Consider the following 24,777-nt stretch of genomic DNA (forward strand, 5'->3'; position numbering starts at 1 on the left):
ATGCCGTGCTGGCGGCCCAGCGGGTTAAACAACCATCAATGGTGGTTATGGGTCCCTGCGTTCGCAGGGACGACGAAAACCTACGCGGTCTTCCTTTGAAACTGGCCGGCGGCGCGGAAGCGCCAGAGATATTGCGGGGCGATCGCTTCCATCGCTTCCGGCGTAATGCCGAGCCCCTGCAGCGTCAGACCAGCCGCCTTCGCTTCGTCCGACACGACATTGTCGACTTGCAGCATCGCCACCTGGTCCGGCGTCAGCTTCAACGGACCCGGCGCGAATTGCAGGAACTGCGACTTTAGCCTTGCCAGTCCCCACGGCAGCGAAATCAGCATGCGCTTGCGGTCGGTGATCTTGAGGATGATTTCCATGATCTCGCGCATGGTCAGCACATCAGGCCCGCCGAGCTCGTAGGTCGCGCCCGGCTTGGTCTTGCCCTCGGCGGCGTCGGCGACCGCGTTGGCGACGTCGGCGACATAGGCCGGCTGCACCCGCGTCTCGCCGCCGCCGATCAGCGGCAGGAACGGCGATATCCGGGCGAGCGACGCAAAGCGGTTGGTGAATTGATCCTCGGGCCCGAACAGCAGCGACGGCCGCAGGATCGTGGCCGATGGCGCTGCCGCCAGCACGGCCTTCTCGCCTAAAGCCTTGGAGCGGAAGTAGGCCGACGGCGAGTTCTCGTCGGCGCCGATCGCCGATACATGCACCATCTGCGCGCCGATGGCGGCGGCGGCCTTGGCGATGGTTTCGGCGCCTTTGGTCTGCACCGCGTCGAAGGTCTGCGCGCCGCTCTCGGCCAGGGTGCCGACCAGGTTGACCACGGTTTCGGAACCGCGCATCACCGCCTCCACCGAAGCCGGGTAGCGCAGATTGGCCTGCACGGGGTGGATCTGGCCAACGCGGCCGAGCGGTTGCAGGTGCCCGGCCAGTTCGGGCCGCCGCACCGCTACCCGAATCCGATAGCCGCGCTTGGCCAGCGCCCGGACCACGTTTCGCCCCAGAAAGCCCGATCCGCCAAATACCGTGATGAGCGTTTCCAGGTTCGCTGCCGCGTGCGATGTCATCGGGGTCAATTCCTGCCGGTCAAATTCGAAGATATCGGTGGGATTTAGCGGATTCGCGATACGCCAACGTGGGCCCGCTGTACAGCGGATTTCGGATGGCATTGAAGCGATTTGACAAGCGCGTGACTGATCCTTACTAACCCGCCCGGGCCCAGGTGGCGGAATTGGTAGACGCGCTGGCTTCAGGTGCCAGTGGCTTCACGGCCGTGAAGGTTCGAGTCCTTTCCTGGGCACCATTGCCCTTGCCCAAGTATTGCCTCCCAAGTATTGCCCATGCCCAAGTCATGTGAGCGGCTGGCGAGGCGCCGGCCGGACGCGCCCGAACATGGGCCATAGCCGTCCTATTTGATCTGATCGCCGACAGGAGCAGCATCCTGCGGATTCGGCAGCGCAGCGAAACAGCCCCGTTTCCCCACCCGACCGGTTGCCAGCGAGCCGGCTTCCATGGCTAAATGGAACTGTACGTTTGTTTTTAAGACAAGGGATATGCTGCAGTCCGGGCGAGCGTATAATTGCCGCTGGAGAATACCCATGACAGGGACCGTCAGGCTGCCGCGCAAGCTGTCCAAAGAGCGGAAGCCGGCCCTGCCTTCCGGCAGCGGGCTCGTCGTCTTGCGCGAAGCGGGCGATGGCCTGACTGGCGGACAAAATCACGGCGAACTCCGCAATTCCCGTCCTATAAGCCATGCCCAACCGCTCGCCTCCGGCGGTTTCGGGCGCTAGTGTTTCCGCCGAATCGACTGAAGACACGAGGCTTCCCTTCATGACAATCCGCCTGCATCGCGGCGACCTGCCCGATCTGTCCCGCTACAAGGATTCGGTGGCGATCGATACCGAGACCATGGGGCTCAATCCGCATCGTGACCGGCTCTGCGTGGTGCAGATGTCGAATGGCGATGGCAGCGCTGATGTCATTCAGATCCCGAAGGGCCACACCGACGCGCCGAACCTGAAGGCGCTGCTCGCCAATCCCGCCATCACGAAGATCTTCCACTTCGCTCGCTTCGATGTCGCCGTGCTCTACAACACCTTCGGCGTGATGCCGCAGCCGATCTATTGCACCAAGATCGCCTCGCGGCTGAGCCGCACCTATACCGACCGCCACGGCCTGAAGGACCTGGTGCGCGAGGTGCTCAACATCGATCTGTCGAAACAACAGCAGTCGAGCGACTGGGGATCAGAGAGTCTGAGCGAGGCGCAGCTCGCCTATGCCGCGTCCGACGTGCTGCATCTGCATGGCCTTCGCGAGCGGCTCGATGCCATGCTGGCGCGCGAGGGACGCACGGCGATGGCGCAGGCCTGTTTCGATTTCCTGCCGACCCGGGCAAAACTCGATCTCGGCGGCTGGGAGGCCGAGGACATCTTCGCGCATTCGTGACCGGGACCATTTGAAGCGCCTGGCTGCCCGCCTCCGCCCCGTTTCGGTCACACTCATCGCGAGTGTCCGGGCTGCATAATCCCGCGATTGCGGGTAGGATGACGCCCTCTTGGGCGTCTTTGGAGCCGCGGTGAACTCGATACAGAACCCAGCCTTTGCCACCGGAATGGAGGCGCGCTTCGCTGCGGCCGCCCGTCACAGCCGGATGGTGCGGGTGCTGCGGGTCGCGGTTCCGGCAGCCGTGCTGCTGGCCATGGCCGGGATCGTCGTGATCTCGATCTTTAATCCGTTCCGCATCACGGGGCTCTCGAAGCTGCCGGTCGACATGGGCAATCTCGTAGTGTCAGGCACCAAGATCACCATGGAAACGCCGCACCTTGCCGGCTTCTCCACCGACCAGCGCCCATACGAATTGTGGGCCAAGGCGGCGATCCAGGATCTGGCCAACCCCGATCACGTCGAACTCCAGACGCTGCGGGCCAAGGTCATGATGGAGGACAAGAGCACCGTGACGATGGATGCCCGCACGGGGTTTTTCGACAGCAAGCAGCAGATGCTCGACCTGCGAAAGGACATCTTCCTGCAATCCTCCACCGGCTACGAGGCGAAACTGTCGCAGGCCTATGTCGATATCAACAAGGGAACGGTGACCTCGGACGAGCATGTCGACGTGAAATTGCTGAACGGTACGCTCATCGCCGATCGGCTCAGGATCATCAACAGCGGCGAGATCGTGCGCTTCGAAGGCAATGTCGTGATGAACCTGATCATGGAAAGCCCTCCGACGCCTGAGCCTGAGCCCGAGCCGCAGCCAGCGCCCAAGACGCGGTCCATCAGCGGCAAGTCCGCCAACACGAAATGATATCTATGATGCAGTTGTTCTCGCGCAGGTTTGCGGCGGCAGCTCTTGTGCTCGCGTTGACCGCCTCCGATGGCGCCTTCGCGCAAGGTGCCATGTCGGGCGTGCCGAATGCGATGCAGGGTTTTTCGCAAAACCGCGATCAGCCGATTCAAATCGAGGCGGCGTCGCTCGAGATGCGCGACAAGAAAAAGGAGGCGACCTTTTCCGGAAACGTGAAGGTCGTGCAGGGCGATACCACCATGACCTCGAAGTCGCTGGTGGTGTTTTACGATTCCGGTCCGGCATCGGACGCGCCGCCCGTTGCACCCAAGGGATCGAAATCCGCGTCGATGCAGTCCGCGAGCCCCGGGCCTGGCGGCAGCTCGTCTATCCGCCGGCTCGAAGCCAAGGGCTCCGTCGTGGTCACGCAGAAGGACCAGGTCGTGACCGGCGAGACTGCGATTTTCGACACGCGGGCCAACCTCATCACCATGGTGGGCGGGGTCGTGCTGACCCAGTGCAAGAACGTGCTCAAGGGCGACCGCCTCAAGGTCGACATGACGACCGGCGTGTCGCGCGTCGAATCCGACAGCGGCAAGGTGCAGGGCATGTTCATCCAGGGAGAGAATTGCGGGTCGGGATCGGGCGGGTCGAAGCCCGCGCCGGTCCAGATACCCTCGCTGATCCCCGGTAAAAAATAAGCCAGATCAGCGTCTTAAAGATTATTTGGGCCGGTCACGGTTGAAGCCGGTAGCGCGAGCCTGTATCTACAAGGCAGGGCGCACGGCGGGGTGTTTCGCTGGGCAGGGACATCCATTCATTCATGGTTCGCTAGCGAAGCGATTCGCCGGCGGGCGCGTCGCGGAATCACCGTGAAAGGCTTAAGCGAAGCGGGATGGTGGATTTATTCGGCATGTTCCGTCGACGCCCCGCGAAACGCGGCCCTGTAGGCTTTGCGCGTTCGCGCGAGGACATCACCGCGCTCGGCGATTCCTTCGGCGACATGCTGGCGAGCCCGGTGCGCGATGCGCCGCCAATGGCGCGTTCGGCCTCGCTGCCCGGCCTGCAATTGCCGCAGCCCGAGCCCCACGTCGAACCCCGCGAGGAGAGAGCGCGTTCACGGCCACAGGCGCCTCGCGCCAAGGCCAATGGCGGCGAAGCGCCGCGCCTGATCAAGCGGCCCGGCTTTCTCGCTGTGCACAGCGTGGAAAAGAGTTTTGGCACGCGGCAAGTGGTGCGCGGCGTCAGCATCTATGTTCGCCGCGGCGAGGCGGTCGGTCTGCTCGGCCCGAACGGCGCCGGCAAGACCACCGTGTTCTACATGATCACCGGCCTGATCAAGGCGGATCGCGGCGCCATCGAACTCGACGGTCACGACGTGACGAAGCTGCCGATGTATCAGCGCGCGCGGCTCGGCATCGGCTATCTGCCGCAGGAAGCCTCGATCTTTCGTGGCCTCACCGTCGAACAGAATATTCGCGCCGTGCTGGAAGTCGTCGAGCCCAACCGCAAGAAGCGGGAGGCCGAACTCAATTCGCTGCTCGACGAATTCAACATCACGCGCTTGCGCAAATCGCCATCGATCGCGCTCTCCGGCGGCGAGCGCCGCCGCGTCGAAATTGCGCGCGCGCTGGCGACGCGTCCGAACTACATGCTGCTCGACGAGCCCTTTGCCGGCATCGATCCGATCGCGGTCGGCGACATTCAGGACCTGGTCCGCCACCTCACCAACCGCGGCATCGGCGTCCTGATCACCGACCACAATGTGCGCGAAACGCTCGGCCTCACCGACCGCGCCTATATCGTCTATGCCGGTCAGATACTGACCGAGGGCAGTCCGGAAGAGATCGTCAACGATCCGGATGTACGCCGTCTTTACCTTGGTGAGGAATTCCGACTATAGCGCACGACCGCAAAAATATCGGCGGTTCGGTCATAAGGTATTGCGCTCAATCAGGATTTTCTGGCGCGCCCGGGAGCGGCTCGGCTTCCCGCGGTCGCTGATCGCGCCATAGCCCAATTTTCGCATTCGTCAAGGCGTGTACAAGGGCATTGGACTAATATAAGCAAGAATCGGACCAACTTTTGGTGGATCGATTCTTGGCCTCATGGCGCTGACGCAGAGATTAGAGTTCCGGCAGTCGCAGTCGCTGGTGATGACGCCGCAATTGATGCAGGCGATCAAGCTGCTGCAACTGTCGAATCTCGACCTCTCGGCTTTCGTCGAGGAGGAATTGGAGCGCAATCCGCTGCTGGACCGGGCCAGCGACGGCCCCGAACCGCCGGTTGCAGGCGAGCCGGTACCCGAACGCGCCGAATTCTCCGATTCCGGCAGCTATGGCGAGGATGGCGGCGGCGATGCCTCCGATATGGGCACCGGCCCAGGGAGCGAGACCTTCGAGCCCGGCCAGGAGGACTGGCTGAACCGCGACCTCGGCAGCCGGACCGAGATCGAGCAGACGCTCGACACCCCGCTCGACAACGTCTTTTCCGAAGAGCCCGCCGAAGCCGCCGCGCGCGCCGCACAGGACGCGGCGCCGACCGCCTACACCGAGTGGGGCGGAGGCGCCTCCAATGACGACGAATATAATCTGGAAGCCTTCGTCGCCGCCGAGGTGACGCTATCCGGCCACCTCGCCGAACAGCTCGCGGTCGCCTTCAGCGCGCCGGCGCAGCGCATGATCGGGCAGTACCTGATCGACCTGGTCGACGATGCCGGCTATCTGCCGCCGGATCTGGGGCAGGCTGCCGAGCGGCTGGGCGCCTCGCAGGCGGACGTCGATGCGGTGCTCGCGGTGCTGCAGACGTTCGATCCGCCCGGCGTCTGCGCGCGGAACCTGAGCGAATGCCTCGCGATCCAGCTCCGCGAACTCAACCGCTACGACCCGGCCATGCAGGCGCTGGTGGAAAATCTCGATCTGCTGGCGAGGCGCGACATTGCGTCGTTGCGCAAACTGTGTGGCGTCGACGACGAAGACATCACCGACATGATCGGCGAGATCCGGCGTCTCGATCCGAAGCCCGGCCTCAAGTTCGGCTCGGCGCGCACGCAGACCATGGTGCCCGACGTCTATGTGCGGCCCGGCCCGGACGGCGGATGGCATGTCGAACTCAACAGCGACACCTTGCCGCGCGTGCTGGTCAATCAGGTCTATTACACCGAGCTGTCGAAGACGATCCGCAAGGACGGCGACAAATCCTATTTCAGCGACTGCCTGCAGAACGCGACCTGGCTGGTGCGCGCACTCGATCAGCGCGCCCGCACCATCCTGAAGGTCGCCACCGAAATCGTCCGCCAGCAGGATGGGTTCTTCACCCATGGTGTCGCGCATCTGCGACCGCTGAATTTGAAAGCGGTGGCGGACGCGATCCAGATGCATGAATCCACGGTGTCGCGGGTCACCGCCAACAAATACATGGCGACCAATCGCGGCAGTTTCGAGCTGAAATATTTCTTTACCGCCTCGATTGCTTCGGCCGACGGCGGCGAGGCGCATTCGGCGGAGGCGGTCCGCCACCACATCAAGCAATTGATCGATGCGGAAGCGCCGAGTGCGATCCTGTCCGACGATACCATCGTGGAACGATTGCGCGAATCGGGCATTGATATTGCCCGCCGCACGGTCGCGAAGTACCGCGAAGCCATGCGCATTCCTTCTTCGGTCCAGCGCCGCCGCGACAAACAGAGCATGCTCGGTAACGCCCTTTCCGCTCCCGCCACTTCCTCCGACCGGTCCCGCGATACGGCGCCGGCCTGATTGCGTTCGCGCCAGATCGCGATAGTGTCAGGTCCCCGACAGAGCGCGGCCCGGAAAGCGACGCCGGCTTTCCGAATGGGCCACGCTCCGGCAACACCAGAGTAGTCGAGGCATCAAGCGAGGCATCAAATGACCCTTCGAATCTCCGGGAAAAGCATCAGTGTCGGCGAGGCGCTTCGTTCGCGCGTCAGCGAGCGCACCGATGAGGTCTTGAGAAAATATTTCGACGGCAATTATTCCGGCCACATCACGCTGAGCAAGGATGGCTTCGGCTTCCGCACCGATTGCGCGCTGCACCTGGACTCCGGGATTACGCTGGAGGCCGACTCCAATGCTCCCGATGCCTATGCCAGCGCCGACCAGGCGCTCTTGATGATCGAGAAGCGCCTGCGCCGCTACAAGAGCCGGCTGAAGGACCGCTCGGCCCGCAAGGCCTATGCGGCCTCCGCGGCGCTGGCCGAGATCAATACCCCGGTGCTCGATGCGTCGAGCTATGTGATCGAGGCGCCGGCGGGAGGCGACGAAGAGGTCTCATCCTACAGCCCCGTCATCATCGCGGAGGCGACCACGTCGCTGAAGCGGCTTTCGGTCAGCGAGGCGGTCATGGAACTCGATCTGACGGGGGCCGCCTGCATCGTGTTTCAGCACGGGTCCAGCGGCCGGGTGAACATCATTTACCGCCGGCCGGATGGCAATGTCGGCTGGATCGACCCTCCCTCGGTTACCCCCTGAGAATCATGCCCATGGCATTGACGCCCCCACTGGCCCTCCCTATGGTCCGCCGCTCTTTAAGCAGGGCGCAGGAACTGGCCCTTCGGGAGTTGGCACCGTGCCTGCGTTGGAGTAGAAGCCGTGCAAATCGGGACCCGGGCTTAACCCCGCCTCCCGTCTCATCTTCTTGACGCCCCGGTTCTAGAACCTATCTCGCAACCTGACGGTTTAATTCACCTCGGAACGCCCCATGACGATTACCGATCTGGTCGCACCCGAGGCGATTCTCCCCGCTTTGAAGGTCATCAGCAAGAAGCAGGCGCTGCAGGAGCTGGCCGCGCGCGCTTCCGCCCTGACCGGCCAGAACGAGCGCTCGGTATTCGAGGTGCTGTTGCAGCGGGAGAAACTGGGCACCACCGCGGTGGGCTATGGCGTCGCCATTCCGCACGGCAAACTGCCGAAACTGGAAAAGCTGTTCGGCCTGTTCGCCAGGCTGGAACGCCCGATCGATTTCGAGGCGATGGACGGCCAACCGGTCGACCTGATCTTCCTGCTGCTGGCCCCGGAAGGCGCCGGCGCCGATCATTTGAAGGCGCTGGCGCGGATTGCGCGACTGTTGCGCGACCAGGACGTCGCCAAGAAGCTTCGCGCCTCCCGCGACGCTCAGGCGATCTATTCGGTACTGGCGCTGCCGCCGGCGAGCGCGGCGTAATTCCGCGCGTCGGAACGGTTTCCTGGCGGTAGTACGCCAGAATAAACGCAATTTTAAGCTAAATAGCAGCTTATTTCGGGCGCTGGGATTTTTTACTAGGCCCGGAGAACATTGCCATGACGCTGCGCCTGACGATTTCGCGCGCAATTTTGATTTTCGGATTGGTTACCGCCTTAGGCCTCGGTGCCGTGATTGCCACCAGCGTTTATGCGCTGTCGCAGCTCAAGGTCGGAGGTCCGCTCTATAGCCAGATCAAGCTCGGCAACGACCTGATCGCCGACATCCTGCCTCCGCCGGAATACGTCATCGAGGCCTATCTCGAGGCCACCCTCGTGCTGCACGATCCGGCGCAGCTTTCGTCGCATCGCGACCGTATTGCGCAGCTCAAGAAGGAATATGACGAGCGGCACGATTTCTGGACCAAATCCGATCTCGATCCGATGCTGAAGACGAAGTTGGTCGAGAAGTCCGACAGCGAGGTGCGCCGCTTCTGGACCGCAATCCAGGACGGCCTGTTACCTGCGCTCGCCAAGGGCGACGGTACGGCTGCGGCGAAATCCTATGCCGAGATCACCGCACGCTATACCGCGCACCGCGCCATCATCGACGACATTGTCAAGCAGACCAACGAGCAGAACGCGGCGACGGAGGTCGCGGCAACGGGGCGCGTCAGCACGTTCACGTGGGTGCTGTGGGGCGTTTCGGCCGCGGTGTTTCTGGTCATCGGCGCCGGCATTTTCGGTGTGGCATTCGGCGTCATACGCCCCATCGCCGAAATGACCGACGTGATGAAGGGCCTTGCCGGCGGCGATCTCTCTGTCTCGGTCCCGGCCCTCAGCCGCGACGACGAAGTCGGCGCCATGGCGCGCGCGGTTCAGGTGTTCAAGGACAACGCGCTGCGCGTTCAGTCGATGGAACAGGAGCAGGCAAGCCTGAAGTCGAAGGCCGAAGGCGAACGCAAGGCAGCGATGCAGCAGATGGCCGACGGCTTCGATGCCGCGATTGGAAAGATCATTCAGACCGTATCGACCGCCTCGTCCGAACTCGAATCATCTGCCGGACAACTAACCAAGACCGCCGAAGTGACCCAGATGCTCTCGGCAACCGTTGCCTCCGCATCGGAGCAATCCTCGGCCAACGCGCAGTCCGCCGCGGCGGCCGCAGAAGAGATGGCCTCGTCGGTGTCGGAGATCGGCCGCCAGGTCCAGGATTCGCACAAGATATCCCGCGAGGCGGTCAGCCAGGTCAAGCAGACCAATGCGCGGATTGCCGATCTCGCTCAGTCCGCCAGCCGGATCGGCGAAGTGGTCAAGATGATCAGCGCGGTCGCCGAGCAGACCAACTTGCTGGCGCTGAACGCCACCATCGAAGCGGCGCGCGCCGGTGAGGCGGGACGTGGATTTGCCGTCGTCGCCTCCGAGGTCAAGGCGCTTGCCGCGCAGACCGCGAAAGCGACCGAGGAAATCGGCGAGCAGATCGGCCAGATGCAATCGGCGACCAATCAGTCGGTGTCGGCGATCCAGGAAATCGGCGGCACGATCGGCCGCATCGCGGAAATCTCGCAGGCAATCGCGGCAGCGGTGGAAGAGCAGGGTGCAACAACCCAGGAAATCTCGCGCAACGTGCAGCAGGCGGCGCAGGGTGCCACGCAGGTCGCAGGCAGCATCACCGACGTCAACCGCGGCGCGACCGATACCGGCGCGGCATCGACGCATGTGCACGGTCTGGCCCGCTCGCTGCTGGGACAGAGCAATCATCTCAAGGGCGAAGTGGAGAAATTCCTCTCGACCGTCCGCGCGGCCTAGAGCATGATCCGGAAAAGTGCGAAGCGGTTTTCCGAAAAGATCATGCTCAAACAAAGAGATGAGATCATGATGCGATACTACGAAATCGCATCATGATATAAGCGGATTGGAATTTGCTATTGACGAAGATACGCGGGCGATGCCCGCGTATCCGAAACTCTCTTCTCGCATTCACCCGGCATCAGATCAGTCGATGCCGGCGAAGCTTCGTCAGTGACAGCAGCAAGAGCTGCGTCAGTGCACGCTGACGGCCTGAAGCTCGTTGCTCCATGCGTTGGCGATCGCAGCTTCCCGGCTGTCGGTCAGCATGATCGGGGTGCCGTCGGCGGCATGCAGCGCGAACAGCTTCAGCCCCGGCGCGATTTTCGGCGCCTGCGGAAACAGTCCCGGCACGTCCTCGGAACGGACTTGTTTCACGTAGGCGATATGGCCTTCACCAAGATGGGCCAGCGCCTCAACGGAAACCTTTTCGGATTCGAAGGTCACACTCACGTCACTCATGGTCTCGACTCCTCTGGAGACTAAGCGGTCGAGTCCGCTCCTTGTTCCACTATTATTCGTGCTCATTGATAGCGATTGTCTTAACGACCCTTTCAGGTTCCGGCCTGGCAAGGTCGATCGACAACAGCCCGTTTTTCAAATCCGCGCCCAGCACCTGCATCCCCTCCGCCAGCACGAAGGTGCGCTGGAAGTGGCGCGCGGCGATGCCGCGATGGATGTACTGCCGAGCCTTGTCGTCCTGCTGGCGGCCCCGGATCACGAGTTGGTTTTCCTCAATGGTCACATCGAGTTGGTCACGGGTAAAACCCGCCACCGCCAGCGTGATGCGCAACCGTTCGGGTTGGCCGTTGGCGCGGTCACACCGCTCGATGTTGTAGGGAGGATAGCCGTCGGCGCCTTTGACAACGCGATCGAGCGCACGCTCGATTTCGTCGAACCCAAGCAGGAACGGACTTGATAACGAAGGAACACGAGACATCACAAAGTCCTCTCGAAGCGACTTTGAGGGGCCCTTGCGGCGCCCCATTCAACCGGCCGGCCGACTTGCCGTCCGGTCAGAAGGGAATATGGGGGTGATTTGGGGAGGGTTCAAGCACCTCTGAATGCAGCGTAAATCGGCGATGGTGGGGTTTTCCACCGTCCGGATCATCCCGGAATGACGGATTACCCGCCCACGCGCTTCCTTCCATCGGCGGTAAAGAGATGCAGCTTGTCGGGCGCGGCGACCGCCGTGATTCGCTCGCCGATGGCGGGACCGATGGCGCCGGCAATCCGCACGATGATTTCCCCCGGCGGCAACTCGCCCGGGGTGGCGGCTACCCCCTGCATTTCCTGCTGCCTCGTCCCGTAGACGAATGTCTCGGCGCCGACGCGCTCGATCGCTTCCACGGTGAGGCCGAGCGCCACGCCGCCGGACACCGTTTGGTTCGAGATCACAAAGTCCTCAGGCCGGATGCCGATGATGCCGGCTTCGGCGGCGCGGGCATCGCCGGCCAGTTGCGATTGCAATTCGGAGCGCAGCGGCATCAGGTTCATCGGCGGGGCGCCAATGAAGGAGGCAACGAAGGTGGTGGCGGGCCTCTGGTAGATATCCAACGGATTGCCGATCTGCTCGACCTGGCCGCCGTTCATCACCACGAGAATGTCGGCCAGCGTCATCGCCTCGAGCTGGTCGTGGGTGACGTAGATCGATGTCGTGGACAGCCGGCGCTGCAATTTGCGGATTTCGACGCGCATGGCGATGCGCAGTTTGGCATCGAGGTTCGACAGCGGCTCGTCGAACAGAAACACCTTTGGCTGCCGCACGATGGCGCGGCCCATCGCCACGCGCTGGCGCTGGCCGCCGGACAATTGCCGCGGCTTGCGTTCGAGCATTGCGCCGAGCTCGAGAATGCGCGCGGCTTCCCCGACGCGCGTCTTGATCTCGCTCTCCGCCATGCCGCGGTTGCGCAGGCCGTAGGCCATGTTGTTGTAGACGCTCATGTGCGGATAGAGCGCGTAGTTCTGGAACACCATTGCGATGTCGCGATCGGCCGGCTCGATCTGGTTGACGACGCGCCCGCCGATATCGATCTCGCCGCCGGTGATGGTCTCCAGCCCCGCGACCATCCGCAGCAGCGTGGACTTGCCGCAGCCGGATGGGCCGACCAGCACGCAGAACTGGCCGTCGCCGACCTCGAAATCGATGCCCTTGATGGCCTCGAAGCCACCAAGGTAGGTTTTGCGGACGTTGCGGAGCGTTACATTGGCCATCGAGTATTCGCCATATTCACTTTTCCGTCTGGACCAGGCCGCGGACGAACAGCCGCTGCATGAATATGACTACCGCGACCGGCGGCAGCATGGCGAGGACCGCAGTCGCCATTGCGAGCTGCCATTCGGCCAGCTCGTCGGTCGCCACCAACATCTTCTTGATGCCAATCACGATGGTCTGCATCGAATCCTGCGTGGTGATCAAAAGCGGCCAGAGATATTGATTCCAGCCATAGATGAACTGGATGACGAACAGCGCCGCCATGGTCGTCACCGACAGTGGTAAGAGCGTATCCCAAAAGAAGCGGAAGGGGCCGGCGCCGTCGATCCGCGAGGCTTCCAGGAGTTCATCCGGCACCGTCATGAAGAACTGGCGGAACAGCAGCGTGCCGGTGGCGGATGCAATCAGCGGCAGGATCAGGCCGGCATAGGTGTCGAGCAGGCGCAAATCGGCGACTACCTTGTAGGTCGGATAGATGCGCACTTCGACCGGGAGCATCAGCGTGATGAAGATGATCCAGAACGCGGTCTTGCGGAAGGGGAAGCGAAAATAGACCACCGCATAGGCCGACAGGATCGAGATGAAAATCTTGCCCACCGCAATGCCGATCGCCGAGACGAAGGAATTGATAAGCATGTTGGCCACCGGCTCGCGGCTGGTGCGCGAACCGCCGACGAAGATGGCGCGGTAGTAATTTTCCAGCGTGCGGCTGCCGGGCGACGCCGGCATGTGGCCACCGACTACGGTCGCCGCGTCATGGGTCGAGGCGACCAGCGCGAGATAAACCGGGAAAGCGACGATGAACACGCCAAGCGTCAGGATGGCGTAGGCGATGAAATCGGTGAGCGGGCGGTGCTCGACCATCAGTACTGCACCTTGCGTTCGACATAGCGGAACTGGATCGCGGTCAGCGCGATCACGATGACCATCAGCACGACCGACTGCGCCGCCGAGCCGCCGAGGTCGCCGCCGAGACGGCCGTCGGCGTAGACCTTGTAGACCATGGTGGTGGTGGCGCCGGCGGGTCCGCCGCCGGTGACAGCGTCGATGATGCCGAACGTGTCGAAGAAGACGTAGACGACGTTGACCACCAGCAGGAAGAACGTCGTCGGCGACAGCAGCGGGAAGATGATGGTCCAGAAGCGGCGCACCGGCCGGGCGCCGTCGATGGCGCTGGCCTCGATCACGCTTTTCGGGATCGATTGCAGGCCGGCCAGGAAGAACAGGAAATTGTAGGAGATCTGCTTCCAGACGGACGCCATCACCACCAGCATCATGGCGTGGTTCTCGTTAAGCAGCGGATTCCAGTCGAGACCCATGCCGCGCAGCGGGCGCGCCAGCATGCCGAGCGAAGGCTGGAACATAAAGAACCAGAGCACGCCGGCCACCGCAGGCGCCACCGCATAGGGCCAGATCATCAGCGTCTTGTAGGCGGGCGCGGCCTTCAGATTCTTGTCGGCCTGGGTTGCGAACAACAGCGCGATCGAGAGCGAAAGCGCCGCAACCAGCGTCGAGAAGACCACCGTCGTCAGCATCGACCGGTAATATTCCGGCTGAGCGAACAGGGCCTGATAATTTTCCAGCCCGACGAATTCGGAGACCAGGCCGAACGCGTCCTCGCGCAGGAAGGACTGCCAGATCGCCTGGCTTGCCGGCCAGTAGAAGAAGACAACCGTGACGACGAGCTGCGGCAGCAGCAGCAGATAAGGCAGCAGGCGATTGTTGAAGACGGTGGACTTTTCCATTCAGGCGTCGCGGTCTTACCGGTGATGCAAGCGCTCCCTCCCGCATTGCAGGAGGGAGCGCCGGTAGTCTGGTTCAGCTTCGCCTACTTTGCAGTCTTCTCGAAAGTGCGCAACATCGCATTGCCCCGGGAGACGGCGGCATCGAGGGCTTCCTTCGCGGACTTCTTGCCGGCCAGCGCCGCCTCGATCTCCTCAGACCAGAGGTCGCGCATCTGCACCATGTTGCCGAAGCGCAGGCCGCGCGAGTTCTCGGTCGGCTCCTTGTTGGTGAGTTCCTTCAAGGGAGTCTGCAGGGTCGGGTTCTTCTCATAGAAGCCGTCCTTGATCGACTTCTCGTAGGCCGCCTTGGTGATCGGCAGATAGCCGGACTCCTGATGCAGCTTGGCCTGGCGGTTGGTGTCCGACAGGAAGGTGAAGAACTTTGCGACGCCCTTATACTCTTCCGGCTTCTTGCCGCCCATCACCCACAGCGAAGCGCCGCCGATGATCGAGTTCTGCGGGGCGCCGGCGACATCAGGGTAATAGGGCATCGGCGCCGAGGTGAAGTCGAATTTTGCGGTGCCCTTCGCAGTGCCATAGTAGCCGGACGAGGTCAGGAAGATCGCGCACTCGCCGGAGCCGAAGCGGGCTTCGTTGGTGCTGAGGCGCCCACCATAGTCGTAGGTCTTGTCCTTCTGCAGGTCGACGAGGTTCTGCAGGTGCTTCACATGCAGCGGCGAGTTGAACTTCAGCTCGGTGTCGAAACCGTCGAGGCCGTTGGCCTTGGTGCCGATCGGCACATTGTGCCAGGCGGAGAACTGCTCGATATGCGCCCAGGGGGCCCAGGCGTTGGAGAAGCCGCAGGTATCGTGGCCGGCTGCTTTCAGCTTTTTGGCGGCGGCGAACACGTCGGGCCAGGTTTTCGGGATTTCTGCGACGCCGGCCTTCTTCAATTCGTCCTTGTTGATCCACATCACCATCGAGGACGAATTGAACGGGAACGACAGCATCTCGCCCTTGGAGGTCGAGTAGTAGCCGGTGATGGTCGGCAGGTACGCCTTGGGATCGAACGGCTCGCCGGCATCCTTCATGAGCTGGTAGACCGGCTTGATGGCGCCTTTGGCACTCATCATGGTGGCGGTGCCGACCTCGAACACCTGCATGATGTGGGGTGCGTTGCCGGCCCGGAACGCTGCGATGCCGGCGTTCATGGTGTCGGGATAGCTGCCCTTGTAGGACGGGATGATCTTGTAGTCGGACTGGCTGGCGTTGAATTCCTCGGCAAGCCTGTTGACGACATCGTTGTTGCCGCCGGTCATGGCGTGCCACCACTGGATCTCGGTCACAGCGTGGGCAGGTGTTGCGAACGCCAGCGCAGCAGTGACTGCCGCGGCTGGGCCAAATTGTCGAAATGCCATGTAATTCCTCCGGGTTGGGGTCGTCACCTTCGTTTCGCGCGATAACAGCGCCGGATGACGTGCAAATGACCCTATAAGCGAAAGGATGCTAGTGGGAAAGCGTGCGCGGAGGGAAGCCGGAAAATAGGCGAAGGAGCAAATGGTAGCCGTCGCCCCTGCGAACCGCAGGGGCCCATAACCACAGCGGTCTGTGGTTGAAGCAGAGCGGCTACCATAGTGCCCAAAGCGAAGCCGCGGCGTATGGGCCCTGCGTTCGCAGGGCGACGACGTTTAGCGCTTGCGTTCGGGGCCGCAGACCGCGCCCTTGGCGACCAGCGCCTCGATCTCGCCCTTCGAGTAGCCGAACTCGCCCAGCACCTCCGATGTGTGCTGGCTGAATTTCGGCGGCGTGCGGCGCAGGCTGGGCTTGGTCCGCTCCAGCCGGATCGGGGAGGCGACGCCCTTGTACCAGTCCTTTTCAATGATATCGCCACGATGCAGCGTATGCGGATTGGTCAGCGCCTGGTCGATCTTCTGCACCGGACCGGCCGGCAATCCCGCCGCCAGCAGCCGATTGCAGAGCGGTTCGGCCTCGTGCTGGCTGAACACGGCAGCGAGCTCGGCGCGCAGCGCCTCGCGGTTGGCGATCCGGTCCTTGTTGCGGGCAAAGCGCGGATCGGTGCCGAGTTCGGGCTTGCCGATTTCCTTGGCGAGCTTGCGGAAGGTGCCGTCATTGCCGACGCCGATGAAGATGTTGTCGGTCTTGGTCGGGAAGATCGCGTAAGGAACGAGGTTCGGGTGCTCGTTGCCGGTAAGCGACGGCGGCTTGCCATGCATGAAATAGTTCGCGGTGTGCGGATGCATGATCGCGAGGCCGGTTTCATACAGCGTGGTTTCGAGAAACTGGCCGAGCCCCGAACGCTGCCGCTCCGACAGCGCCATCAGGATGCCGATCGCCGCGTAAAGCCCGGTGGTGATGTCGACCAGGGGTACGCCGATCCGCATCGGGCCGCTTTCGGGCGAGCCGGTCGCCGCGATCATGCCGGTCATGGCCTGGATGATCGCGTCATAGCCGGGATTGCCGCCGCGCGGACCGTCGGCGCCGAAGCCGGAAATCCGGCAGTGCACCAGTCTTGGAAACTTCGCGCGCAAGACGTCGTTGCCGATGCCCCATTTGTCGAGCGTGCCCGGCTTGAAATTCTCGATCAGGACGTCGGCCGTCTCCAATAGCTTCATCAGCACCGCGCGCCCGTCTTCGGACGCGAGGTCAAGGCCGATCGAGCGCTTGTTGCGGTTGATGCCGACGAAATAGGCCGCATCCTCCTCGTGGAACGGAGGGCCCCAGTCGCGTACCTCGTCGCCGGCCGGCGGCTCGACCTTGATCACGTCGGCGCCGTGGTCGGCGAGGATTTGCGTGCAATAGGGGCCGCCAAGCACGCGCGTCAGATCGATCACGCGCAGGCCGGTCATTGCGCCGGGAGAACTCATGGAGAGGACCTTCGCTCAGGATGAGAATGGAGGCTTTGAGCTAGCGGTCTTCAGGCGCGGCGGCAATGGCGTCTCGCGCACAGGCGCATGACGCGGCCGCCGTGGCACGAGGTGAAAATTCCGCGGGACGAACGGCCCGCCGATATCAGCGGCGGGCCATCGGGCATCGTCGTCAGACGACGGTGAGGCGCACGTCGACATTGCCGCGCGTGGCGTTGGAATAGGGGCACACCTGGTGGGCCTTCGCGACCAGGGCCTCCGCATCCGCCTTGGGAACGCCGGGCAGCGAAACGGCGAGTTCGATATCGAGGCCGAAGCCGCCGGCCGAGCGCGGGCCGATGCCGACGGTGGAGGTCACCGAGGCGTCCGCCGGCACCTTCGGCCCGCCCTGCGAAGCCACGAATTTCATCGCGCCGATGAAGCAGGCGGCATAACCGGCCGCGAACAGTTGCTCAGGATTGTTGCCGGCGCCACCGCCGCCGCCGAGTTCTTTCGGGGTGGCGAGCTTGACGTCGAGTGCGCCGTCGAGGGTGGCGGCGTGGCCATCGCGGCCGCCGGTTGCCTTGGCGCTGGTCTTGTAGAGCACGTTCACGGACATGTCGGTCTCCTCTGGGTTGGCCGTTTCGGTGGACTATGTATTGCACACAATTAGATTTTGCACAATCTACATTATTGCAGAGGCCGCGATTTAATTGTATGCAATTGAAATCAAGCGCTTACGGCTCCGAATCGGAGCAGGGGCGCCGCCCGTTGACGAGGTTGTGATGGCCAGAAAACACGCGGCAGACCTGCCGCTGAAGCTCGACAATCAGCTCTGCTTTGCGGTGTATTCCACCGCGCACGCGTTCAACCGCGTCTACAAGCCGCTGCTCGACCGGCTCGGACTCACCTATCCGCAATATCTGGTCATGCTGGTGCTGTGGGAGCGCGATGGCGTACCGGTGAAAGACATCGGCGAGCGGCTGCATCTGGACTCCGGCACGCTCACGCCGCTGCTCAAGCGGCTGGAGGCGGCCGAACTGATCAAGCGGACACGCAGCACCGAGGACGAGCGGCAGGTGCTGATCGCGCTGACGTCAAAAGGCGAGGCGCTGCGGGAGAAAGCGCGGGCTGTGCCGCAGGCGATCCTGGCGGCGTCGGCCTGCTCGGTCGGCGAACTCGTGGCGATGAAGAACGAGATCGTCGCGTTGCGCGACCGGTTGAATGCGGTGGTGGGCGAGTGAGGGACGGGCGCCTAGAGGCGCTTCTTGGCGAAGGCGCGGCCGGAGGCTGACTTCAGGTACTTTTCGAAGGCAGCCGCCTGTGCAGCGTTGCTGAACGCCACGTACGTCTTGATCCGCCAGGGCCCATACTTCGAAGTATGCGGGACTTCGCCGACGTTATGTTTTGCCAATCTCGCGCGCAAGTCATCGGTGATGCCGACGTAGAAATGCAGCGAATCGAGACTTTCCCGAATGTAGACGTACTTCATGGGCCTGCCTGCTGTTGGCCTCGTCTTGGAGGCTTTCGCAGAATATCGCGCTTTTGCGGGCGGCTTGAGGAGTTGTTCTGTCGCGATGGCTTGCCCCGGCCCGGCTTCGCCCTTCGGGCTACGCCGCGGCAGCCTTCGCTTGCTTCGCTACGATAGGGCACGGCGTGGCTTGCCGAGCCGTAGCTTGCGAAGCAAGCGAAGGCTGGTGGAGCCAGGCGGGATCGAACCGCCGACCTCTTGCATGCCATGCAAGCGCTCTCCCAGCTGAGCTATGGCCCCTTAAGAATCGCGCGCCTCAATTCGGCGTGCGGGCAACGACCCTGAACCACAGTTTAGGGCCGATCTCAAGTCTCTTCGTCACCTCCGACGTCGCCGATGATGTCGGTAACGTCCTCATCGCCCTCTTCCTCGTCGGGAATGAAGGTGGAATCGTCGTCGTCATCGTCCTCGATGGTCTCGTCGATCTCGATATCGTCTTCCGATTCGGGAACCACGGCCTTGACCTTGCCGGTGTTCTCCTCGGCATCGGCCTCCTCGAGCGAGACCAACTCCTCGGCCTCGGCGGCCTCCGGCATATCGGCAGCAGCGGTAGCCGACGCGGCGGCTGCAGCGCGCGCGGCATCGCCACGGGCGGCGCGCGGCGGCGCGATCGGGGCAATCGGGACGACCTCGCCGGTGTAGGGCGAAATCACCGGGGTCTTGTTCAGGTCATAGAACTTCTTACCCGTCGTCGGGCAAATACGCTTGGTTCCGAGATCGGCTTTGGCCACGTGTAGATCCTGGGAAATTCTGAAAAACGGTGCTTCACTTGGCTAGTTGAGGGGCCGGTGTCAATAGCGCTTTGAAGCTTTTGAGGGCCGCGTGACGCCGTGTGGTCCATGTGATACTGCCGCCCCGCAGAGGACCACCATCTTGACCCATTCAACCACCCAGACCCCGCTGGAATCCCGCGCCAGCGGTCCCTTGGCCGGCAAAGTCCGCGTTCCCGGCGACAAGTCGATTTCGCACCGCGCACTCATCCTGGGGGCGCTTTCGGTCGGCGAAACCAGGATCTCCGGCCTGCTCGAGGGCGAGGACGTCCTCAACACCGCCAAATCGATGCAGGCACTGGGCGCCCAGGTCGAGCGAACCGGGCCGTTTGCCTGGCAGATCAGGGGCGTGGGCGTGGCAGGCTTCGCCCAGCCGGCCTCCCCGCTCGATTTCGGCAATTCCGGCACCGGGTGCCGGCTGGTGATGGGGGCTGTGGCCGGCTGTCCGATCACGGCCGTGTTCGACGGCGATGCCTCGCTGCGCTCCCGCCCGATGCGCCGGATCCTCGATCCTCTGGAACTGATGGGGGCCAAGGCCGGGGAGACCAAGGAAGGCGGCCGCCTGCCGCTGACGCTGCATGGCGCCCGCGATCCCGTGCCGATCCTGTATCGCACCCCGGTGGCCTCGGCTCAGATCAAGTCGGCGGTGCTGCTGGCGGGACTTGCCGCGCCGGGCGTTACGACCGTCATCGAGCAGGAAGCCAGCCGCGATCATACCGAACTGATGCTGAAACATTTCGGCGCGGATATCGTCTCAGTCAGGGAAGGCAGCCACGGCCGCAAGATCGCGCTCACCGGCCAGCCCGAACTGCATGGCGCCGAAGTCGTGGTGCCTGCCGATCCATCCTCGGCGGCATTTCCAATCGTGGCGGCGCTGATCGTCGAGGGCTCCGATGTGACCTTCTCCGACGTCATGACCAACCCGTTGCGCACCGGCCTGCTCACGACGCTGCGCCAGATGGGCGCCGCCATCGAGGAAAGCGAGGTTCGCGGCGACGCCGGCGAGCCGATGGCCCGCTTGCGCGTCCGCGCCTCAAAACTGCGCGGCGTCGAGGTGCCGCCGGAACGCGCGCCCTCGATGATCGACGAATATCTGGTGCTCGCGGTCGCAGCCTCGTTTGCCGAAGGCACCACCATCATGCGCGGCCTGCAGGAACTGCGCGTCAAGGAGTCCGACCGGCTGGAGGCGACCGCCGACATGCTGCGCGTCAACGGCGTCAGGGTCGAGATTGCCGGCGATGATTTGATCGTCGAGGGCCGCGGCCACGTGCCCGGCGGTGGTCTCGTCGCCACTCACATGGATCACCGGATCGCCATGTCGGCGCTGGTGATGGGGCTCGCAGCCGACAAGCCGGTCAAGGTCGACGACACCGCCTTCATCGCCACCAGCTTTCCGGATTTCATTCCGATGATGCGATCGCTGGGAGCTGAGTTTTCATGAGGCAGGCGCGATGAGTGCAGCCTTCGATCGCGATGCGCTCCTGGACGCTTTCGATCAGATCGGGCGTGCTGCGGTCGAGGCCGGAACGAAGTTGCAGATCGCGGTGTATGGCGGGTCCGCGCTGATGCTGGCGAGCAATTTTCGGCTTGCGACCGAAGACGTGGATATTCGCGAACTTGGAACCGATTGGCCTGAATGGCTTTCGCAGGCCGTAACCGAAATCGCAGCCAAAAACGGCTGGTCGGCGACCTGGTTCAACGATGCGGTAACTTTTCATCTGAGCCCGCTGGCAAGCCATGACCGGGATCACCTCGCCTATGGTACCTTTCCAAGGCGTAGCGAGCATGTCGGTCTATCGGTGTTCATCCCGACCGCGCGCTATATGCTGGCGTTGAAGCTGAAATCGCTGCGCATTTCAGACTTCGACAAAGGCGCGCAAGACATGTCGGACGCCGCTCATCTCTTGAAGGTCCTCGGGCTGACGGATGTTGAACAGGCGATAGGTGTGTTGGCCGAATTTTTCCCGAGGAGTGCTGCAGATGCAGACAAGCAGCGCTTCGTGCTAAAACGTCTGCTCGCTGGAGATACTGCTATCGATGCGCCCCAATACCCTCGCACAGACGGCTGATCGAATCATGGCAGGGGAAACGCGCGACAAGGCGTTGTCGGAATTTCTTGACGAATTCTATCTCGCCGGAACGACCGCGCAGAGAGTAGCCATGCTCCGCGATGAGCCTAGGCCGACGGGTGACGCCCATCTCGAGGGATTGCTGGGGGCGGTCGCGGAATATCTCGCTCATCAGCATGGTCTGCCAACCGTCCCTGCGTGGGCTTTTTCGCCGAACAGGTATCTCGACCATGCGTGGCATGCGTCACCGTTTGCTGATGACGGTATGCGCGAATACCTGACCTTCAGCAGCCCGGCCGAGTTTGCTTCGCGCAACATTTTCACCGAAGAACGGCCGCTGCGACGGGCGCGCGGCCCTCATCCATCCAGGCCATAGGCAAACATGATCATCGCCATCGACGGACCGGCGGCATCCGGCAAGGGCACGCTCGGCAAACGCCTCGCGCATCATTACGGCTATCGCCACCTTGATACCGGCGTGATCTATCGCGCGGTGGCGAAGGCGTTGCTGGACGAGGGGTTCGATCTGACGGACGAGGCGCGGGCGGTCGCTGTCGCGATGGAGCTTGATCCCGAGAAGTTCGGACATCCAGAGCTGAAGACGCAACGGATTGGGGACGCCGCCTCAGTGGTGTCGGCGATCCCCAGCGTGCGCGAGGCGCTGGTCAATTTTCAGCGCCAGTTCGCGGCCGGTCCGCCGGGCGCCGTGCTTGACGGGCGCGACATCGGAACCGTGATCTGCCCGAATGCCGACGTAAAGATTTTCGTAGTCGCCGATCCGCAGGTGCGGGCTCGCCGCCGGACGCTCGAAGCCCGCGCGCGGGGCGAGGAGGCCGATGAGGCGCTGGTGCTGGCCGATATCCTCAAGCGCGATGAGCGGGACCGCAATCGCGCTGCCGCCCCGCTCAAAGCGGCCGACGACGCCCACGTCCTGGATAATTCCAATCTCGACATCGAGGCCGGCGTTCGCGCCGCGATTGCCATCGTCGAGGCCGTCCGCGCCCGGCGGAAATAGCCAGGATTTGACCCGTCGCGGCGGCCCGAACCGCCTGCAAATCGGGCATTTCCGGCTTGCCGAAAATGGCCCGTGGGGCTATATCCACGCCCATCCGGGCCGCCATCGATGAGATCAGGGCTGTCCGAGCGGGCCGGCCGGAGGTTTGAACCTCCCGCCGTCATTGGAGGAAAGCCCGCTCCAGGTTCTTGAAGTCGATATGCTCGTTTCAGGCTCCGGATTTCTGACGCTACGCGCACTCTTCCGCTGAACCGGTACCCGCTTTTGCGGAATGCGCGACATCAAACGTATCGAACGTGCAGGCATGCTGCCGGCCCGCTTTTGCGCCCTCCGCAAATGCGGTCGTCAGGGTTTGCGGACCCCTGACACTTCACGCGCGATGCGCCCTTTAACCCGAACGGCCGGCAATATCCCGCATTGGAGAACAAATGGCTTCGACTACTGCTGCTTCTTATAATCCGACCCGCGACGATTTCGCTGCGATGCTGGACGAGTCCTTTGCCGGCGGCAATCTGCAGGAAAGCTCCGTCATCAAGGGCAAGGTGGTTGCAATTGAAAAGGACATGGCCGTCATCGATGTCGGCCTGAAGACCGAGGGCCGCGTGGCGTTGCGCGAATTCGCCGGCCCCGGCCGCGAAAGCGATCTCAAGGTCGGCGACGAGGTCGAGGTGTTCCTCGACCGGATCGAGAATGCGCTCGGCGAAGCCGTGCTGTCGCGCGACAAGGCGCGCCGCGAGGAAAGCTGGGGCAAGCTCGAGAAGGCCTTCAACAACAACGAGAAGGTTCACGGCGTTATCTTCAACCAGGTCAAGGGCGGCTTCACCGTCGACCTCGACGGCGCTGTCGCCTTCCTGCCGCGCTCGCAGGTCGATATCCGCCCGATCCGCGACGTCGCCCCCCTGATGAACAACTCGCAGCCGTTCCAGATCCTCAAGATGGATCGCCGCCGCGGCAACATCGTAGTGTCGCGCCGCACGGTTCTGGAAGAGACCCGCGCCGAGCAGCGCCAGGAACTGGTGCAGAACCTCGAAGAAGGTCAGGTGATCGACGGCGTGGTCAAGAACATCACCGATTACGGTGCGTTCGTTGATCTCGGCGGCATCGACGGCCTGCTCCACGTCACCGATATCGCCTGGCGCCGGGTCAATCACCCGACGGAAGTGCTGACCATCGGCCAGACCGTGAAGGTCAAGATCATCAAGATCAACCACGAGACCCACCGCATTTCGCTCGGCATGAAGCAGTTGCTGGACGATCCGTGGCAGGGCATCGAGGCGAAGTACCCGCTGAACGCGCGCTTCACCGGCCGCGTCACCAACATCACCGACTACGGCGCTTTCGTCGAACTGGAGCCGGGCATCGAAGGCCTGATCCATGTCTCGGAAATGTCGTGGACCAAAAAGAACATGCACCCCGGCAAGATCGTTTCGACCTCGCAGGAAGTCGAAGTGCAGGTGCTCGAAGTCGATTCGGTCAAGCGCCGCATCTCGCTCGGCCTCAAGCAGACCATGCGCAACCCCTGGGAAGTCTTCGTCGAGAAGTTCCCGGTCGGTTCGGTGGTCGAGGGCGAGGTCAAGAACAAGACCGAGTTCGGTCTGTTCCTCGGCCTCGACGGCGACGTCGACGGCATGGTCCATCTGTCCGACCTCGACTGGAAGCTGCCGGGCGAGCAGGTCATCGACAATTTCAAGAAGGGCGACATGGTCAAGGCCGTGGTGCTCGACGTCGATGTCGAGAAGGAACGCATCTCGCTTGGCGTCAAGCAGCTCGAAGGCGACCCCTTCGCAGAACCCGGCGACGTCAAGAAGGGCGCGGTCGTGACCTGCGAAGTGCTCGAGGTGAAGGAAGCCGGCATCGAGGTGAAGATCTCGGGCACCGACTTCACCACCTTCATCAAGCGCTCCGAACTGGCCCGTGACCGCAACGATCAGCGCGCCGAACGCTTCGCCGTCGGCGAGAAGGTCGATGCCCGCGTGATCCAGTTCGACAAGAAGGCCCGCAAGGTGCAGGTCTCGATCAAGGCGCTGGAAGTTGCCGAAGAAAAGGAAGCCATCGCGCAATACGGCTCCTCCGATTCGGGCGCGACGCTCGGCGATATTCTCGGCACGGCGCTCAAGAACCGCGAGAAGTAAGCGTTCGCTTATTGCCTGCGACATCAGGCCCCGGTTTCGACCGGGGCCTTTTTCTATCCGTCGTCCCGGACAAGCCAACGGGTCGCGCGAATGCGCGCCCGATGACAGGCTCCGCGCGATCCGGGACCCACAGGTGGATTGTATTGGGCGCG

General features: G+C 63.0%; 26 protein-coding genes and 2 tRNA genes. 16 read left to right on the forward strand and 12 right to left on the reverse strand.

Annotation, left to right across the window (positions count from 1 at the left end):
• Positions 1 to 80 precede the first annotated feature (80 nt).
• Positions 81 to 1,061 (reverse strand): complex I NDUFA9 subunit family protein, encoded by a 981-nt coding sequence (locus V1290_RS19170; RefSeq protein ID WP_334365855.1) that lies wholly within the window; start codon positions 1,059 to 1,061, stop codon positions 81 to 83.
• Between the two features lie 149 nt (positions 1,062 to 1,210).
• On the opposite strand from V1290_RS19170, the gene V1290_RS19175 reads away from it, so the two are divergent.
• The 10 genes from V1290_RS19175 (at position 1,211) to V1290_RS19220 (ending at position 10,266) form a co-directional block, all read left to right on the forward strand.
• Positions 1,211 to 1,297: transfer RNA gene (locus tag V1290_RS19175), tRNA-Leu, on the forward strand.
• A gap of 295 nt (positions 1,298 to 1,592) precedes the next feature.
• Positions 1,593 to 1,784 carry a hypothetical protein gene (locus V1290_RS19180; RefSeq protein ID WP_334365856.1) on the forward strand — a complete coding sequence of 64 codons (192 nt, stop codon included), beginning with the start codon at positions 1,593 to 1,595 and terminating at the stop codon, positions 1,782 to 1,784.
• Positions 1,785 to 1,824: 40 nt separating this feature from the next.
• Positions 1,825 to 2,439, forward strand: coding sequence for a ribonuclease D (locus V1290_RS19185; protein WP_334365858.1), 615 nt, complete (start codon positions 1,825 to 1,827; stop codon positions 2,437 to 2,439).
• Positions 2,440 to 2,569: 130 nt separating this feature from the next.
• Positions 2,570 to 3,301 (forward strand): LPS export ABC transporter periplasmic protein LptC, encoded by a 732-nt coding sequence (gene lptC, locus V1290_RS19190; protein WP_334365859.1) that lies wholly within the window; start codon positions 2,570 to 2,572, stop codon positions 3,299 to 3,301.
• On the forward strand, positions 3,298 to 3,981 hold the full coding sequence (locus tag V1290_RS19195) for an LptA/OstA family protein (protein WP_334365860.1): 684 nt from the start codon (positions 3,298 to 3,300) through the stop codon (positions 3,979 to 3,981). The genes lptC and V1290_RS19195 overlap by 4 nt, the downstream gene beginning before the upstream one ends.
• A 194-nt stretch (positions 3,982 to 4,175) precedes the next feature.
• Positions 4,176 to 5,183, forward strand: coding sequence for an LPS export ABC transporter ATP-binding protein (gene lptB, locus V1290_RS19200; protein WP_334365861.1), 1,008 nt, complete (start codon positions 4,176 to 4,178; stop codon positions 5,181 to 5,183).
• A 205-nt stretch (positions 5,184 to 5,388) separates the two neighbouring features.
• Positions 5,389 to 7,038, forward strand: coding sequence for an RNA polymerase factor sigma-54 (gene rpoN, locus V1290_RS19205; RefSeq protein ID WP_334365862.1), 1,650 nt, complete (start codon positions 5,389 to 5,391; stop codon positions 7,036 to 7,038).
• A 129-nt stretch (positions 7,039 to 7,167) separates the two neighbouring features.
• Positions 7,168 to 7,770: a ribosome hibernation-promoting factor, HPF/YfiA family gene (gene hpf, locus V1290_RS19210; protein ID WP_334365863.1), complete on the forward strand. Its 603-nt coding sequence runs from the start codon at positions 7,168 to 7,170 to the stop codon at positions 7,768 to 7,770.
• Positions 7,771 to 7,999: 229 nt separating this feature from the next.
• Complete coding sequence (gene ptsN / locus V1290_RS19215) at positions 8,000 to 8,461, forward strand: PTS IIA-like nitrogen regulatory protein PtsN (protein ID WP_028347914.1); 462 nt, start codon at positions 8,000 to 8,002, stop codon at positions 8,459 to 8,461.
• Positions 8,462 to 8,577: 116 nt separating this feature from the next.
• A complete protein-coding gene (locus V1290_RS19220) occupies positions 8,578 to 10,266 on the forward strand; it encodes a methyl-accepting chemotaxis protein (protein ID WP_334365864.1) in 1,689 nt (562 codons plus the stop codon).
• Positions 10,267 to 10,500: 234 nt separating this feature from the next.
• Here V1290_RS19220 and V1290_RS19225 read toward each other — a convergent pair whose 3' ends face one another.
• The 8 genes from V1290_RS19225 to V1290_RS19260 all read right to left on the reverse strand — a co-directional run bounded on the left by V1290_RS19225 (position 10,501) and on the right by V1290_RS19260 (position 17,727).
• The gene (locus V1290_RS19225) at positions 10,501 to 10,767 is read right to left on the reverse strand and encodes a DUF1150 family protein (protein WP_028347912.1); all 267 of its coding nucleotides are present in this window, start codon (positions 10,765 to 10,767) and stop codon (positions 10,501 to 10,503) included.
• A gap of 52 nt (positions 10,768 to 10,819) precedes the next feature.
• Positions 10,820 to 11,245, reverse strand: coding sequence for an Hsp20 family protein (locus tag V1290_RS19230; RefSeq protein ID WP_028347911.1), 426 nt, complete (start codon positions 11,243 to 11,245; stop codon positions 10,820 to 10,822).
• Between the two features lie 185 nt (positions 11,246 to 11,430).
• Positions 11,431 to 12,519: a sn-glycerol-3-phosphate import ATP-binding protein UgpC gene (locus V1290_RS19235; protein ID WP_334365865.1), complete on the reverse strand. Its 1,089-nt coding sequence runs from the start codon at positions 12,517 to 12,519 to the stop codon at positions 11,431 to 11,433.
• Between the two features lie 16 nt (positions 12,520 to 12,535).
• A complete protein-coding gene (gene ugpE / locus V1290_RS19240) occupies positions 12,536 to 13,384 on the reverse strand; it encodes a sn-glycerol-3-phosphate ABC transporter permease UgpE (protein ID WP_334365866.1) in 849 nt (282 codons plus the stop codon).
• Entirely contained in the window at positions 13,384 to 14,265 is an 882-nt protein-coding gene (ugpA, locus tag V1290_RS19245; RefSeq protein ID WP_334365867.1) for a sn-glycerol-3-phosphate ABC transporter permease UgpA, read from the reverse strand. Before ugpA ends, ugpE begins: the two co-directional genes overlap by 1 nt.
• 83 nt (positions 14,266 to 14,348) lie before the next feature.
• Positions 14,349 to 15,662, reverse strand: a complete 1,314-nt coding sequence (ugpB, locus tag V1290_RS19250) for a sn-glycerol-3-phosphate ABC transporter substrate-binding protein UgpB (RefSeq protein ID WP_334365868.1) — start codon at positions 15,660 to 15,662, stop codon at positions 14,349 to 14,351.
• A 270-nt stretch (positions 15,663 to 15,932) separates the two neighbouring features.
• The gene (locus V1290_RS19255; protein ID WP_334408463.1) at positions 15,933 to 17,129 is read right to left on the reverse strand and encodes a CaiB/BaiF CoA transferase family protein; all 1,197 of its coding nucleotides are present in this window, start codon (positions 17,127 to 17,129) and stop codon (positions 15,933 to 15,935) included.
• Positions 17,130 to 17,301: 172 nt separating this feature from the next.
• The gene (locus V1290_RS19260) at positions 17,302 to 17,727 is read right to left on the reverse strand and encodes an organic hydroperoxide resistance protein (RefSeq protein WP_065746395.1); all 426 of its coding nucleotides are present in this window, start codon (positions 17,725 to 17,727) and stop codon (positions 17,302 to 17,304) included.
• 166 nt (positions 17,728 to 17,893) lie between these two features.
• On the opposite strand from V1290_RS19260, the gene V1290_RS19265 reads away from it, so the two are divergent.
• Positions 17,894 to 18,352: a MarR family winged helix-turn-helix transcriptional regulator gene (locus V1290_RS19265; protein WP_334365869.1), complete on the forward strand. Its 459-nt coding sequence runs from the start codon at positions 17,894 to 17,896 to the stop codon at positions 18,350 to 18,352.
• 11 nt (positions 18,353 to 18,363) lie between these two features.
• Here the strand turns inward: V1290_RS19265 and V1290_RS19270 are convergent, their stop codons facing one another.
• The 3 genes from V1290_RS19270 to V1290_RS19280 all read right to left on the reverse strand — a co-directional run bounded on the left by V1290_RS19270 (position 18,364) and on the right by V1290_RS19280 (position 19,370).
• Complete coding sequence (locus V1290_RS19270) at positions 18,364 to 18,600, reverse strand: GIY-YIG nuclease family protein (protein WP_334365870.1); 237 nt, start codon at positions 18,598 to 18,600, stop codon at positions 18,364 to 18,366.
• A gap of 203 nt (positions 18,601 to 18,803) precedes the next feature.
• Positions 18,804 to 18,879, reverse strand: a tRNA-Ala gene (locus V1290_RS19275).
• Positions 18,880 to 18,944: 65 nt separating this feature from the next.
• The gene (locus V1290_RS19280; protein WP_334365871.1) at positions 18,945 to 19,370 is read right to left on the reverse strand and encodes a TIGR02300 family protein; all 426 of its coding nucleotides are present in this window, start codon (positions 19,368 to 19,370) and stop codon (positions 18,945 to 18,947) included.
• Positions 19,371 to 19,512: 142 nt separating this feature from the next.
• Here V1290_RS19280 and aroA point away from each other — a divergent pair, with 142 nt between their 5' ends.
• The 5 genes from aroA (at position 19,513) to rpsA (ending at position 24,625) form a co-directional block, all read left to right on the forward strand.
• A complete protein-coding gene (aroA, locus tag V1290_RS19285; protein ID WP_334365872.1) occupies positions 19,513 to 20,850 on the forward strand; it encodes a 3-phosphoshikimate 1-carboxyvinyltransferase in 1,338 nt (445 codons plus the stop codon).
• 91 nt (positions 20,851 to 20,941) lie between these two features.
• Entirely contained in the window at positions 20,942 to 21,478 is a 537-nt protein-coding gene (locus tag V1290_RS19290) for a hypothetical protein (RefSeq protein ID WP_334365873.1), read from the forward strand.
• 7 nt (positions 21,479 to 21,485) lie between these two features.
• The gene (locus V1290_RS19295; RefSeq protein WP_334365875.1) at positions 21,486 to 21,854 is read left to right on the forward strand and encodes a hypothetical protein; all 369 of its coding nucleotides are present in this window, start codon (positions 21,486 to 21,488) and stop codon (positions 21,852 to 21,854) included.
• A gap of 6 nt (positions 21,855 to 21,860) precedes the next feature.
• Positions 21,861 to 22,493 carry a (d)CMP kinase gene (gene cmk, locus V1290_RS19300; RefSeq protein ID WP_334365876.1) on the forward strand — a complete coding sequence of 211 codons (633 nt, stop codon included), beginning with the start codon at positions 21,861 to 21,863 and terminating at the stop codon, positions 22,491 to 22,493.
• A gap of 428 nt (positions 22,494 to 22,921) precedes the next feature.
• Positions 22,922 to 24,625 carry a 30S ribosomal protein S1 gene (rpsA, locus tag V1290_RS19305; protein WP_028347899.1) on the forward strand — a complete coding sequence of 568 codons (1,704 nt, stop codon included), beginning with the start codon at positions 22,922 to 22,924 and terminating at the stop codon, positions 24,623 to 24,625.
• The last annotated feature ends 152 nt before the right edge of the window (positions 24,626 to 24,777 follow it).

Source organism: Bradyrhizobium sp. AZCC 1578 (assembly GCF_036924675.1).
GTDB lineage: Bacteria > Pseudomonadota > Alphaproteobacteria > Rhizobiales > Xanthobacteraceae > Bradyrhizobium.